Here is a 13719-nt window from a genome sequence, read left to right on the forward strand (position 1 = left end):
GCGCCCGACGCAATCGCCTGCGCGCGTCCGGGCAAACCCAATCTCAACCTCTAGCGTGTCGCCGCCTTTAATCGCTCGATATACTGCCGGAGCGGTCCCGCCAGCCACGCCGCCGTCCTCTGCGCCTGCGCTTTCGCCGACTGGCCGGACATTGTCTGCGCGTTGCTCTCCCATATCCGGATGTCCTCGACCAGCGCGCGCTCCATTTGCGCGATAGTCTTTGGCAAGCCGGCTGGACTCGCGCTAAACACCCAGCCGCGATACTTCGACCAAACGTCGACGTGTGGCACGCTGACTTCGATCTTCTCGATTGAACGGAGATAGACCGTGACAACCTCCGTTCGCTTGGGCGGAAACTCCGCCCGCAACTGAGTCAGCTGTTGTTGCGTTACGCCAGAGGCGACCGAACAGGCCAACAAGCAGAAGAGTGCAAGCCATGCGCCACGCATAGGACTGCGCTACTTCTTCGCCTCGCGCCCCGCGGCGCCGGCGGGCGTGACGATGGTGGGGTTCTGGAAAATCGTGCCGACCGGCGCGCCGCGCACGGCCTGCTTCTTGAGCGAGCCGCCGGGGCTGACGAGATTCGCTGTCACGAAGATGAGCAGATTGCGCTTCTGCGCGCTCTCGCCGTTGCTGCGGAAAAGACGCCCGAGCACCGGCAGGTTGCCGATCACCGGCACCTTGTCGTTTGTCTTGCGCGTGTCCTCGCGCGTGAGTCCGCCCATGACGAGCGTCGCGCCGTCCCAGATCGTCACCTTCGTCGTCAACTCGCGCACCGCGAAGATCGGCTGATAGAAGCCCGACGGCACCGTCACCGTCGTGCTGCCCGAGACCGCGACGCTCTGGCCGCCGTATTCGACGAAGCCCTCGAACTCCGTCACCTTCGGGTTCAGGTCGAGACTGATGCTGTAATCGTCCTCCTCGACGGTCGGCGTCACCTTCAGTTCCACGCCAATGTTGCGCGTCGTGAATTCCTGCGGCGTGCCGGCCGTGATCGTGACGCCCGCCGAGCCGCCGCCGCTCGCGCTGCCGGTGCCGACCTGGCTTTGCACCTGGCCATACGACTGCGGGTAACGCAGCTCCTGCGCGACCGTGATCGTCGCGGGATTGCCGGACAGCACCGTGAGCTTCGGCGCGCTGAGCAGCTCCGTGCCGCTGCGCTGGGAGAGCGCACGAATCACGGCACTCACGTTGAATTCACCCAAAACGCCGGTGATGGCCGCCAGAGGATTGGCTCCAATACCAATGTTATTGGTTCCTGGAATTGAAGGCGCGTTATTGATGATCGGCACATTCAATGCCGTTGTCGGCGGTGTTGTTGTCGTCGTGGTGGACGACGACGACGAACCCTCGATGTCGAACGAGTTCGTCGGATCTCGGACAAAAGACGAAGAAGAGGACACGTTTGTCTGCGTTGTTCCAGCAGTCTCAGCTCGGTTGATTGCCCCGCTCGTGCCAGCAATAGAGTTGGTGAACGCCTGCCCGATGGAGCGATTACTGGTCGTATACGTGCCTACCGTTGCCCCTGTATCACGTCGCGCCGAAGCTTTTGTCGCGACGCTCCAATTCACGCCGAGCTCCTCGAGCGCGCCGTCCTGCACTTCCATGAACTTCGCCTCGATCTCGACCTGCCGCACGTCGCTGTAGCGCGCGAGGATGTTGCGAATGCGCTCCAAGTTGCGGCCGGTCTGCGTGACGATCAGCTGCGAACCGTCGAACGCGAGTGTGCTGCCGGGCGTGCCTTCGAAACTCACGCCGGCGAGTTGGAGAAAGTTGCGGATCGATTGCCCCTCGCCTTCCACATTCGTCGAGGAAGACGCGGCCGCCGCCTTCGCACCGCCTGCGAGCGGATCGCTGCCGCCGCCGTTCACTTCGCCGCCGCGCCCGGTCATGCGCAGCACGGTCGAGCGCGATACGGGGAAAAACTGCGTGTCGAGCGTCGTCTGCTCGCCGCCGGAGCGCACGATGACGGCGTCGGCCTGCACCTCGTATTGGTAGCCGACGGACTGCGTCACGAGATCGAGCACACGCTTCAGCGAGAGGTTGCGGAGATTGATGTTGTTCACGACCGGGTTCGCGCCGGTCGGGTCGAGCAACACGATGTTCACGCCCTTCGGCGTGGTGCCGCTCTGATCGAACTCCTCGGAAACGACGCTGAGCGTCGTCATGACGCGGCCGAGCTCCATGCCGCTGAAATTCACGTTCGGGAGGATGATTTTGTTGAGCTTCTCGAGCAGCGGCGACGGGCCGTCGCCGAGCGCGGCGCCAGGCGGCGGCTCCTTGTAGACGCCGGGGCGCTGCCACGCGCGCGCGACTTCGTTGAGCAACTGCGCGCTGGTCTGCGTGCGGTCGACGTTGCGGTCGACCGTGTCGGCGGCGATGCGCCGCATGAAGTTCTCCGCGTCGGCATTGCCCGGCTCCAGCTCCAGCACGCGCGCGAAGGTCTGCGCGGCAGCGGACGGATCGCCAGCGAGGTATTGGCTGCGACCACGTTTCACGAGCGCTTGCACTTCGGTATCCGGGGCGGGCGCGGCCACCGCCGGCGCGGAGGTCGGCGACGCCGCCGCGGCCACCGTCCTTTTCTCCACCTTGCGCGGCGCGGGCGCCGGCTCGGGAGCGGGCGTCTCCGTTTTCACGGGCTCGCTTTTGGGGGCTGCTTTCGCGGCTGCTGCCGAGTTCTTGGCGGCGGCCGCGGCGACGGCGGCGAGATGTTCGTCGCGCGCGCGGGTGATCTCCGCGCCCGCCACGTCGATCTCGGTGAGCGTGGCCTGCGTGGCGGGATTTTCGGCGAGGGAGCGGCGCGTCTGCGCGAGCTTGTCGAGGGCAGCGCTGAACTGCTGCTCGGCGGCGAGCCCGCGGGCGGCGCGGACATTCTCGCGCGCGGCGGCGAGCGCTTGGTTGAGTTTGTTTTCCTCTTCGGCGGCGAGTTGCTCGGCCTCACTCGGCGGCGTCACGACGCCGCCGCTCACCACGACTTTCGTTTCCGGGGCCTGGCCGAGCGTGGCGAGCAAGCGGGTGACGGTGGCATCACCGGGCGTGAGCTTCGCCAGCTCCTCGAGCTTCGCGCGGGCTTCGGAGATATTGCCGCTGTCGCGAGCGCGGAGGGCTTCGGAGAGGAGGCGGATTTTGGCCTCCGAGGCGTCGGGCTTCGTGTCGGATTGGCGGGCGATGAGGACGCCGCTGGCCAGGAGGGCGACGACGGCAAACAGGGCGAGGAAACGGCGGGGCATGCGAAAGTCAGGGGCGGGCGGCATCGGCGACACCGGGCTTGGCGGCGCCATTGAAACGCTGCGCGGTCGCGGCGGGATTTGCCGTCTTCGTGGCGGCTTCGGGCTTCAGCACGCGCGTCTCGGGATAAGGCAGACCGGCGGTCTGCTTGGCGACGACGACCTCGGGCGGATCGAGTTGGATGTGTTCGACGCGGAAGGTCGCGTCGTCCTGCTGGAACGTGTCGCCGACGTGCAGCGTGCGGGGCTTCGCTTTCGTGTCGGCAATGACGCGGAGCACGGCGAGCGGCGTGTCGGTGAGCTTCGGCCCGCGCGTGTCGAGCGTGATGTCCGCGCCCGTCCGCTCATCGCGCAACGTGGCGACGCCCGCGACATCGTAGACGGGCTGCTCGGCGCCGGGGGCGAGGTTCACCTTGCGCACCTCGAACGAACGCAACGCGAGCCCCAGCTGCTCGAAGCGGCTGCCGGCGCGCGCGAGTAGCGTTTCCGGTGTCTGCTGGCTCACGAACGCCGCGACGATATCGCCCGGCGCACCGACGTAGCCCACCAATTGCAGGCGGAACGGCTCGCGCTTCACCGCGAGCAACTCGAGGCCGAACGGCAGATTATTTTTCTCCGCGAGATAGGTTGGCGGCGTCACCGTGAACGCCCGCGCGGTCGCGTGGTAATAGATCACCGGCGGCGTGAAGAGCTCGTAGATCCAGCCGCCACCGGACGACTGCACGGTCGGTTTGCGCCACGCGCCGGGCGCCGCGTCCAGCGCCGGCAAGGCGGCGGTCGCATACGGCGCATCGACCAGAGCGGCGCTCACGCGCTCGGCGCGCAGGCGGCGCAGCGTCGGCTGCTGTTGCCACCACCACGCCGCCGATGCGAGGGCGCCGGCGAGCGCCAGCAACGCGAGCGTTTTTTCGAGCGAGACGAAGCGGGGCAAGGTCATGACGACGGTGCGGAGGGGGCCGGGAGGACATCAACACATTCCACCACCACGGCAAACTTTGAAAAATTCTGCGTCACGAGCGGCACCGGAGCGGAGGACGGCGCAGTGGCCGCGGCGACCGCGATCGCGGAAATCTCGGCGGAAGGCTCGACCTCGACGGCGCGGACGAACAGCGGCAGCGGTGAAGCGGCCAACGAGTTCAGGAACGCGCGCAACGCCTGCGTCTGACCGGTGAACTCCACGCGATACAACTCGCCCTCGACGAGACCGGGAGCATGCAGACGCAACCGCGCGTCGGGCTCGAAGAAGTCTGCGAGCTGTCCCGCACTGCGCGCGCTGCCGGACGGCGTCTCGGAACCGTTCGCGTTCGCCGCCGCAGCGCGGCGGGCCGCGCGTTGGGTTTCAGTCAACGGCCGTTCGCGCACCGCGGCGACGAGCGTGGTCGGCCGCGCTTCGAAAAGCGTTTCGAGCAGATGCTGCATCACGACGCGCTGGCGGTGCACCGGCGCCAGCAAGTCGGACTCAGGTCCTTCGTTGGCGTAGGTCGAGAAACCGAAGCGCTCCTCGGCGCGCAAGGCGACCTGCTGCGTCACCGCGAGCGCGCGCATTTTTTCGGTGAACGTCGCGAGGGTGAAATAGGCATCGATCGGACGCGCGGGCGGCGTCGGCAGCCAGGCCTTGCCGGTGAGCGCGGCGCGCAGTTCGCCGACGCGCTTGGTCGCGTCCGCGAGATCGGATTCGATCGCGCGGGCGTTTTCCTCGCTCAGGGCCGGCTTCTGCCGCGCGAGCCAATCGCACTCCTGACGCTTGGCCTCGAGTTGGATGGCGAAGCGTTTGGCCCGTTCGCGGGTCGAATAGATGAACCAGCCTTGCGCCAGACACGCGATCACGCTCGCGAGGAGAATCGCGGCGAAGAGCGGGTGTTTCTTCAGCGTGTCCATGGCTCAGAGCGGGCGCGCCGGCTCGGCGACGAGCACGACGTCGAAGTGCAGGATGCCGGGCTGGCGGTTGTCGAAACGCTCGTTCTCGACGGCGGAAACGTAGGGCGAGTCGACGACGCTCGTGAGGAGCTCGGTGACGCGCCGGTAGATGTCGGGGCTGACATTCGCGAGCGGGTTGGTGCGGTCGAGCATGCGGCCCGAGACGGCTATGCGCAGCGGCGCGTTCGCGTCGGCGGGACCGGATGCGAGCTGCACGCGTTCGAGCCAGACGTCCTCGACCTTCACGAAACGGTCCTGCAGATCGGCGAACAGCTGTTGCCAATTCGCGCGCCGCGCGGCGATGCCCTGGAGCGCCTTCACCTGTTCCTGGAGCGCGGCGAGTTGCTCGAAGTTGGCGCGGTTGCGGGCTTCGCGCGCGCGCAGCGGAGCGATCTCGGCGTCGACGGCGACGATCTTCTGGCGCAACGCCGCTTCCCATTCGCGGTAGTAAAGCAAGGGCGCCACGAACGCGGCCGCCACGAGCACGGCCGCGACCGCGAACCACGGTTGGCGGCGCCGCGTGTCCTCGCGGGTGCGCAGGCGCGGCGGGAGCAAGTTGACCGTCCTCGCGTCGCCCGCGAGCTGCTGCTGCGCGGCCCCCACCAAATCGGCGAGCTGCAGCGCGACATCGGCGACGCCGGCGTCGGCGGCCGCGCGCTGGATTTCCACGGCGGCGAGGGGGTCGAAGATTTCCACCGGGACGTTGACCCGGGCGCCGAGCAACTCCGGCAGGCCGACCGCGCGGGCGGCGCCGCCGGTGAGCACGATGCGCGTGGGGCTGGCGGCGCCGGACTGGCGTTTGAAGTGCACGGCCGAGCGCGTGATTTCCTGGCCGAGGCGCGTGGCGAACGACTCGACGGCCGGCGCAACGACGGCGGCATTGCGGCCGGAGATCTTCCATTCCTCGGCGTCGGCCCAGTCGCAGTCCTGAATTTCGACGAGCTGCTGCGTGACGTGTTGTCCGCCCATGGCGAGGGTGCGCGCGTGGACGCGACGGTTCTCCACGAGCAACAGCGTCGTGGAGCGCGCTCCGAGATTGGCGAAAAGGGTCGGCTCGGAAGCCGCACGCGCCTCGAGCGCAACGCGCAAGGCCAGCACGCCCGGCACGAGCACGCGCGGCTGGAGTCCGGCCGACTCGACCGCGGCGCACAGGGCGTCCACCGCTTCGAGCTTCGCCGCGCAGAGCATCACATCGAGATCGAGGTCCGACTCGCCCGTGACCACGTGATCCCACGCGACGTCGGACATCGCGTAGGGGATGTTCTGCTGCGCCTCGAAACGGATGACCTTCTCGCGCTTCGCCGCGTCGACGCGCGGTGTCTTGATGAATTTGGTCAGGACGAGATGTCCCGGCAGCACGACGGTCACCGGACCGCGGTAGCGCAATTGGATCGCCACGGTGCCGAGCGCGCCGAGGAGAGCGTCATGCCATTCCTCCTCGTGACCGGATGCGATCGAGAAGGACTTCCAAGCAAATTGTTCGAGACGAAGCCTTCCGCCGCTGCGCGAAAACACGCCAGCGGCAACGTGGCTGGCGCCACAATCGAGGACTGCTACGCGCGAGGGGCGCATCGGGTTCTTGTCGAGTGTTCCGCAGCGTTTCGGAGCGGCAAGGCTAGAGTGCGTGGCAAGGTGACAATCTGGTTGCGCGCCCGGCGCGCGGGCGGAGAGGCTCGGCCAGATGAGTGCCACCGCCCTGCCCTACAAGATCAGCGTGCTCGTGTTCCTCGAGAACCGCGCGGGAGAACTGCTGCTCATGCTCCGCGCCAAGCAACCGAATCTCGGCGTGTGGTCACCGATCGGCGGCAAACTGGAGATGGCGACCGGCGAGTCGCCGTTCCAGTGTGCGGTGCGAGAGATCGAGGAGGAGGTCGGCCTGAAGGTGCGCGACAGCGACCTGCACCTCTTCGCCATGATCGCGGAGAAAGCCTACCAAGGGCACAACCACTGGCTGATGTTTTTGTTCAACTGCAAGCTGCCGCTCGAGTCGCTGCCGCCGGACATCACGGAAGGAAAATTCGCCTTCTGGACGCGCGAGCAGATCAAGTCGCTCGAGATTCCGGAGACGGATGCGAAGGCGCTGTGGCCGATCTACGACCAGTATCGCCACACTTTCGTGTCGTTGCGCGCGGACTGCTCGGTGTCACCGATCGCGATCACGGTGGAGCAGATTACTGGCAGCCCGTAAGCACACAGTCGGCAGTCGCCGTCGCCGCGCGACCGTGGCGCGAAAAGGTTTAGAGTCGGACGCGTAATAAGCTCCCGCGCCCGAAGTTTCGCTTGTGTTTCTGCGCGCTTCCCCAACTTAGGACCTTGGCGTCCAAAAATCATTTCAAACTCGAACTAATTGTGAGCAAGAAAGCCACCACACCCAAGAAGCCCGATGAGGGCGCACCCGCCTACAACTCCCGCCAAGCTCCGGTAAACGCGAAGCTCGGTCAGGACGAGTTACTCAAGTTCTACCGCGACATGGTTCGCATCCGCCGCTTCGAGGAGCGCTGCCTGCGCTCCTACCAGCAGGGCAAGATCGGCGGCTTCCTCCACCTCTACATCGGCCAGGAGTCGATCGCCGTCGGCTGCGCGTCGGTGATGGCGAAGGACGACCATATCATCACCGCCTACCGCGACCACGGCCACGCGCTGGCCGTCGGCATGGGCATGAACGAGTGCATGGCCGAGAACTACGGCAAGGTCACCGGTTGCTCGCAGGGCAAAGGCGGCTCGATGCACTACTTCGATCCGTCGCGCAATTTCTGGGGCGGCCACGGCATCGTCGGCGGCCAGATCCCGCTCGGCGCCGGCCTCGCCTTCGCGCTGAAATACAAGGGCCGCAAGGGCGCCGCGATGGCGTTCATGGGCGACGGCGCGGTCAACCAAGGCGCGGTCCACGAAGCCTACAACCTCGCCGCTCTCTGGAATCTCCCGGTGATCTTCGTCGTCGAGAACAACGGTTACTCGATGGGCACGAGCCAGGCGCGTTCCTCCGCCGGTCCGTCGCTCGCGCAGCGCGCCGAAGCTTACGGCATGAATTGGGAAATCTCGGAGAACGGCCACGACGTCCTCGAGATCCGCGACAAGTTCGCTCGCCTCCTGAAGCTCGCGCACGACGAGTCGAAGCCGAGCGTGCTCGAGATCCGCACCTATCGTTACCGCGGCCACTCTGTCGCCGACCCGGACACCACTTACCGCGAGAAGAAGGAAATCGAGGAATACAAGGCGACCAAGGACCCGCTCATGACCTACGAACGCACGCTCGTGGCCGAAGGCGTTCTCAACGACGTGCTCATCCGCCAGATCGACGAAGCCGCGCGCGCCGAGGCCGAGACCTCCGCGCAATTCGCCGAGCAGAGCCCCTTCCCGACCGTCGAAGACATCAAGAAGCACGTCTATTGGGAGGCCGACAATCCCGCCGACCGCAAATCCGTCGGCAGCCTGTTCTTCGACTGAGCCGCCGCGCCTCCCCTCTCACTTTTCACCCTCACTTTCACTCTACAATGCCCGTCATCACCTACCGCGAAGCCCTCCGCCACGCCATGAGCGAGGAAATCGAGCGCGACGAAAACGTCGTGCTCATGGGCGAGGAAGTCGGCCAGTTCAACGGCGCCTACAAAGTCTCCGAAGGCATGTTGGCCAAATACGGCCCGAAGCGCATCATCGACACGCCGATCTCCGAAGCCGGTTTCATCGGCATGGGCGTCGGCGCCGCCATGCTCGGCATGCGCCCGATCATGGAGCTGATGTTCTTCAGCTTCTACTCGGTCGCCTTCGACCAGATCTTCAACAACGCCGCCAACATCCGCTACATGTCCGGTGGCCTCATCAACTGCCCGATCGTCCTCCGCGGCCCCGCCAACGGCGGCACGAACGTCGGCGCGACGCACTCGCACACACCCGAGGGCATCGCCGCCTACCACCCCGGCATCAAGGTCGTCGTCCCGTCCAACGCCTACGACGCCAAGGGCCTCATGAAGTCCGCCATCCGCGACAACGACCCCGTGCTGTTCATGGAAAACACCATGCTCTACGGCGAGTCCTGCGAAGTCCCGGACGGCGAATATCTCATCCCGCTCGGCAAGGCCGATGTGAAGCGCGCCGGCACCGACCTCACGATCGTCGGCCACGGCCGCCCGATCCAGATGGCCCTCAAAGCCGCCGATCTCCTCAAGGAAAAGCACAACATCAACGCCGAGGTCGTTGACCTCCGCTCGATCCGCCCGCTCGACGAGGAGACCGTGCTCAACTCCGTCCGCAAAACCAACCGCGTGCTCATCGTCGAAGAATCGAAACCCTTCTGCTCCGTCGGCGCCATGCTCGCCTGCATCATCGCGGAAAAGGCCTTCGACGATCTCGACGCCCCGATCAAGCGCGTCACCTCGATCGACTCGCCCGCGATCTACAGCCCGCCGCTGGAAAAGCTCCAGCTCCCGAACGTCGACCGCATCTACACCGCGGCGCTGGAAGCGCTAAAATGAAAATGAAGTAGCGAGTAGCGGGTAGCGAGTAGTGAGCATCACGCTCCGAAAACTCCCCCGCACTCGTCCGCTTCTCCTCCTACTCACTACCCGCTACTCGCTACTCACTACTGATTCCCCATGGCCAACATCATCGATATGCCGAAGCTCTCCGACACCATGTCGGTGGGCACGCTCGTCAAGTGGCTCAAGAAGGAAGGCGACGCCGTGAAGTCCGGCGACATGCTCGCCGAAGTCGAAACCGACAAGGCGACGATGGAGCTCGAGTCGTTCTTTGACGGCACGCTCGTCAAGATCTTCGCTCCCGCCGGCTCCCAAATCGCCGTCGGCGCTCCGCTCTGTGCCGTCGGCCAGCCCGGTGAGAAGGTCGACGCCCCCGCCGGCGCCGCGGCGAAAGCCGCCGCGCCCGCTCCGGCCGCCGCTCCGGCTCCCGCCGCCCCGGCCCCGGCTCCCGCGCCGGTGGCTCCGCCGCCCGCTCCAACGCCGATCGCCGCGCCCGCTCCTGTAGCCGGGGTCGTTGACCCCGGCCCGGGCTCAACGAGCCCGGCTACATCCGCTCGCCAGAAAATCTCCCCGCTCGCGAAGAAGATCGCCGCACAGAACAACCTCAACGTCACCAGCCTCGCCGGCACCGGTCCGCACGGCCGCATCGTGAAGGCCGACGTCCTCGCCGCCGTCGCGAATCCCGCGCTGCTCCAAGCCAAGCCCGCCGCCTCGGCCGCTCCCGCTGCCGCTAAGCCCGGCGTCGCCTTCACCGGCGGCACGCCGTCGCGCACCGGCCCGGTGCAGGAAGACCGCACTGTGACCGCAACGAACATGCGCGCGACGATCGCGAAGCGCCTGCTCGAGGCCAAGACCACGATCCCGCACTTCTACCTCGAGATCGAAGTCGACGCCGAGCCGCTGCTCGCCGTCCGCGCGCAGCTCAACGAAGGCCTCGCCACCGAAGGCGTGAAGCTCTCCGTCAACGACTTCGTCCTCAAGGCCAGCGCCGAGGCGCTCCGCCGCGTTCCGGCCGTCAACGCCTCCTGGACCGGCACCGGCATCCAATACTTCGGCGCCGCACACGTCTCGTTCGCCGTCGCGATCGAGGACGGCCTCATCACGCCGGTCATCCGCGACGCGCACACGAAGTCCGTCTTCGCCATCAGCGCCGAAGCCAAGCCGCTCGGCAAACGCGCCAAGGAAAAGAAGCTCAAGCCCGACGAGTTCACCGGCGGCACGTTCTGCGTGTCGAACCTCGGCATGATGGGCGTCACGAAGTTCTCCGCGATCATCAACCCGCCGAACTCCGCGATCCTCGCCGTCGGCACGACCGTCACCAAGCCGGTCGTGAAGAACGGCGCGATCGTCGTCGGCCAGACGATGACGCTCACGCTGTCGTGCGACCACCGCGTCGTGGACGGCGCGCTCGGCGCGCAGTTCCTCGCCGCGATCAAGGACCTGCTCGAGAAGCCCGCGCTGCTGCTCGTCTGATCCGCACCGCGCGAATCGTCCAGCCTCTCAAGGCGCGCCCAACCGGCGCGCCTTTTTCTTCCCTGCTTGTCAGGCCAAATGCGGCCGCAGGCGCACAAGAGTGTCACACCAGCAAACGCGCACCGCGCGGGAGCAGTCCGAGAAAAGGGCCTAGCGGCAACGAGGCGTCTCGGGAAGGTCGTGAACCGCGGCGACGCGCGCCCACACGCATCAATCGCGCGCCAAGCCGAGATTCGAAGTCGCGACGACGCAGCGACGAAACCGGGCCTGAAGTGTCGCAACCGTTGGCAAACTTAACGTGAAAATTGCCCTCGCTGCCGCAAAAGCTTTTCCGCCGAGCGATGTTCCCTTTTCGTTCGCCCACATGTTGCCGCCTTTCCGCCGCAAACCCGACAACGCCTGGATCGAGTCCGATCGTCGCGAACGCACCAAGCTCGTGCTGGCGACCCTCACCCTGGTTGCGGCCTTGGCCGGCGGTATCGGCTTCGCGGTCTACGCTATTGTCGCGCACTGAGCAGTAAGTCGCTGCCGGCCCACCGCAGAACGGGCCAGTGATTCCGGGCATAAAACCATTCGCGGTGGAGTCGCCTCACTTGACCGCGCCAATGTCTCCGTTTTTCTCCTGCCTCGATGTGGCCGTGGAAGAAAAGCAAGCGATCGACCAATGAGTGGCTGGCAAGCGACCGTCGCGAACGCGTGCGCATGATCCTGGCCACGTTGCTGCTCGTCGGCGCGATCGGGGCGGGCATCGCACTCGCGATCCACGCTCTGACGAGTCACTGAGCCGCGCCGGATTTCCCTCTGGCGCGTGACGCACCCGACGGGAGCGAGCCCCTACGTTGCGCGTGCAGCGGATCGGTGCGCGTCGGCCGAACGCACGCCGCGCCTCAGCCCTCGGTCGGCGCGGATTTCTTTGCCGGTCGCAGACCGTCGGCCCGCGCATGCGCGCGCAGCAGAACGGAAAGCGCCGTCGCGGCCTCGGCCTCGTCGTAGCACACCGCGTCGGGATTCACCGGCTCCAGCAATTCGCGGTCGCTCAGGTAGCGCGCCCGGACGAGAGTCTTGATGTTCGGGTTGAGGGCGCGCGCCGCGTTGAGGATCGAGAACGCCACCGCGGCGTCCGGCAGCGTGACCACGAGATAGGTTGCCTGCCTGATCCCTGCGGCATCCAAAATCTCGCTGTTGGACGCGTCGCCGTAGAGGGCGCGTTTGCCCTGCCCTTGCAACGTGAGCACGGTGTCCACGCTCATCTCGATCACGATGTGCGAGAGGCCGATCTCGTCGACACGGTGTTCGATTGAGCGACCGACCGGGCCATAGCCGACAATGACCACCTCGGCTGCATCGTGCACGCGTTTGAGATGCTTCATGTTGACCGACGTCCCTTTCGCCGCTGCGCGCCGGGCCAGCCAATCTCGCAGAGCGGGCCAGCGATTCACCCAGCCCTCGACGCGCAGGAATTGCGTGAACAGCCACGGATTGATGCTGATCGAGACAATCGCCGCCGCGACGATCGCGTGATAACCCTCGCCGGGCAGAATCCCCAGCTTCTTGGCCGCCTCCGCGACGATGAACGAGAACTCGCCGATCTGAGAAAGACCGCCAGCCACGACGAGGCCGGTGCGCAGCGAATTTCTCCCGAGCAACACGATCAGGAGCGCCACGAGCGGCTTCACGATCAGGATGATTGCGAGCGTGCCGGCGATCAGCCACGGCGCGTTCAGGATCGCATGCCAATCGAAGAGCATGCCGACCGACACGAAGAACAGCACCGCGAAGGCATCGCGCATCGGCAACGCGTCGGCCGCCGCCTGATGGCTGAGCTTCGATTGCGCCACCACCATGCCCGCCAAAAACGCGCCGAGCGCCATCGACGCGCCAAAAGCCAGATAGCCCGCCGTCGCCACCGCCATCGCGATCACCAGCACCGTCAAAGTGAACAGCTCCCGCGAGCGCAGGTTCGCCACGCGCAACAACAGCCATGGCACCACCCGCACGCCCACGACCGCCATGATGGCACCGAGCCCGATGAGTTTGCCGATCGCGATCGCCCCGCTGACAACGATCGCCTTCGCATCGACCACCTCGCCCGCGGGCAACGCGAGCGCCGGGAGCAGCACGAGGATGATGACGGTGATGATGTCCTCCACCACCAGCCAGCCGACCGCCACACGTCCCTCGGTGGTCTCCACGGCGCCGGCATCCATCAGCACGCGCAGCAACACCACCGTGCTGGCCACCGAAATCGCGATGCCGAGCACGATGCCGGCATTCCACGTCCATCCTGCCCAAACCGCCACGAGCGCGCCGCACAAAGTCGCCGCCGCGCTTTGTCCCAACGCGCCGGGAATTGCGATCGCCCGCACCGCGAGCAGATCGCCGATGTGGAAGTGCTGGCCAACCCCGAACATCAGCAGGATCACGCCGATCTCCGCCAACTGCATCGCCAGCCCGATATCCCCCGAGAAGCCGGGCGTGTGCGGGCCCACGATCATGCCCGCGACGAGATAGCCCACGATCGGCGACACGCCCACGCGCTTGGCCAGCAGACCGCAGAAAAGCGCCGCGGTCAGGCCGAACGCGATGGTCGTGATGAGCGTGATCTCGTGCATCTGCGCTCACCTCAA

At 66.2% G+C, this 13719-nt stretch carries 12 protein-coding genes; 6 read left to right on the forward strand and 6 right to left on the reverse strand.

All coding sequences use genetic code 11. The annotated features are described in order from the left end of the window. Positions 1 to 50: 50 nt before the first annotated feature. From HZA32_00930 to pilM, 5 genes are all read right to left on the reverse strand, one after another. Positions 51 to 416, reverse strand: a complete 366-nt coding sequence (locus HZA32_00930; protein MBI5422617.1) for a hypothetical protein — start codon at positions 414 to 416, stop codon at positions 51 to 53. Between the two features lie 42 nt (positions 417 to 458). After that, a complete protein-coding gene (locus HZA32_00935) occupies positions 459 to 2390 on the reverse strand; it encodes a type II and III secretion system protein (GenBank protein MBI5422618.1) in 1932 nt (643 codons plus the stop codon). A gap of 847 nt (positions 2391 to 3237) precedes the next feature. Beyond that, entirely contained in the window at positions 3238 to 4164 is a 927-nt protein-coding gene (locus HZA32_00940) for a hypothetical protein (protein MBI5422619.1), read from the reverse strand. Continuing rightward, on the reverse strand, positions 4161 to 5105 hold the full coding sequence (locus HZA32_00945) for a hypothetical protein (protein ID MBI5422620.1): 945 nt from the start codon (positions 5103 to 5105) through the stop codon (positions 4161 to 4163). The genes HZA32_00940 and HZA32_00945 overlap by 4 nt, the downstream gene beginning before the upstream one ends. A gap of 3 nt (positions 5106 to 5108) precedes the next feature. Next, complete coding sequence (gene pilM, locus HZA32_00950) at positions 5109 to 6659, reverse strand: pilus assembly protein PilM (protein MBI5422621.1); 1551 nt, start codon at positions 6657 to 6659, stop codon at positions 5109 to 5111. A gap of 166 nt (positions 6660 to 6825) precedes the next feature. Between pilM and HZA32_00955 the strand changes: the two genes are divergently transcribed. The 6 genes from HZA32_00955 to HZA32_00980 all read left to right on the forward strand — a co-directional run bounded on the left by HZA32_00955 (position 6826) and on the right by HZA32_00980 (position 11875). Then, positions 6826 to 7332: an NUDIX hydrolase gene (locus HZA32_00955; protein ID MBI5422622.1), complete on the forward strand. Its 507-nt coding sequence runs from the start codon at positions 6826 to 6828 to the stop codon at positions 7330 to 7332. Positions 7333 to 7493: 161 nt separating this feature from the next. Then, positions 7494 to 8591 carry a pyruvate dehydrogenase (acetyl-transferring) E1 component subunit alpha gene (pdhA, locus tag HZA32_00960; protein ID MBI5422623.1) on the forward strand — a complete coding sequence of 366 codons (1098 nt, stop codon included), beginning with the start codon at positions 7494 to 7496 and terminating at the stop codon, positions 8589 to 8591. Positions 8592 to 8638: 47 nt separating this feature from the next. Beyond that, positions 8639 to 9616, forward strand: coding sequence for an alpha-ketoacid dehydrogenase subunit beta (locus HZA32_00965; protein ID MBI5422624.1), 978 nt, complete (start codon positions 8639 to 8641; stop codon positions 9614 to 9616). Between the two features lie 120 nt (positions 9617 to 9736). Beyond that, complete coding sequence (locus HZA32_00970) at positions 9737 to 11092, forward strand: pyruvate dehydrogenase complex dihydrolipoamide acetyltransferase (GenBank protein MBI5422625.1); 1356 nt, start codon at positions 9737 to 9739, stop codon at positions 11090 to 11092. Positions 11093 to 11390: 298 nt separating this feature from the next. Then, a complete protein-coding gene (locus HZA32_00975; GenBank protein MBI5422626.1) occupies positions 11391 to 11606 on the forward strand; it encodes a hypothetical protein in 216 nt (71 codons plus the stop codon). 116 nt (positions 11607 to 11722) lie between these two features. After that, positions 11723 to 11875, forward strand: coding sequence for a hypothetical protein (locus HZA32_00980; GenBank protein MBI5422627.1), 153 nt, complete (start codon positions 11723 to 11725; stop codon positions 11873 to 11875). A gap of 104 nt (positions 11876 to 11979) precedes the next feature. Here the strand turns inward: HZA32_00980 and HZA32_00985 are convergent, their stop codons facing one another. Continuing rightward, positions 11980 to 13704, reverse strand: coding sequence for a cation:proton antiporter (locus HZA32_00985; GenBank protein ID MBI5422628.1), 1725 nt, complete (start codon positions 13702 to 13704; stop codon positions 11980 to 11982). Between the last annotated feature and the right edge of the window lie 15 nt (positions 13705 to 13719).

The sequence above is a fragment of the Opitutia bacterium genome, assembly GCA_016217545.1.
Taxonomy (GTDB): Bacteria; Verrucomicrobiota; Verrucomicrobiia; order Opitutales; family Opitutaceae; genus Didemnitutus.

Bases quoted from the DNA above. Each gene is read 5' to 3' on its own strand.
- HZA32_00935 (MBI5422618.1), bottom strand. From the start codon at position 2,390: ATGCGGCGCATCGCCGCCGACACGGTCGACCGCAACGTCGACCGCACG.
- HZA32_00940 (MBI5422619.1), bottom strand. From the start codon at position 4,164: ATGACCTTGCCCCGCTTCGTCTCGCTCGAAAAAACGCTCGCGTTGCTG.
- HZA32_00945 (MBI5422620.1), bottom strand. From the start codon at position 5,105: ATGGACACGCTGAAGAAACACCCGCTCTTCGCCGCGATTCTCCTCGCG.
- HZA32_00955 (MBI5422622.1), top strand. From the start codon at position 6,826: ATGAGTGCCACCGCCCTGCCCTACAAGATCAGCGTGCTCGTGTTCCTC.
- HZA32_00965 (MBI5422624.1), top strand. From the start codon at position 8,639: ATGCCCGTCATCACCTACCGCGAAGCCCTCCGCCACGCCATGAGCGAG.
- HZA32_00970 (MBI5422625.1), top strand. From the start codon at position 9,737: ATGGCCAACATCATCGATATGCCGAAGCTCTCCGACACCATGTCGGTG.
- HZA32_00980 (MBI5422627.1), top strand. From the start codon at position 11,723: ATGTGGCCGTGGAAGAAAAGCAAGCGATCGACCAATGAGTGGCTGGCA.
- HZA32_00985 (MBI5422628.1), bottom strand. From the start codon at position 13,704: ATGCACGAGATCACGCTCATCACGACCATCGCGTTCGGCCTGACCGCG.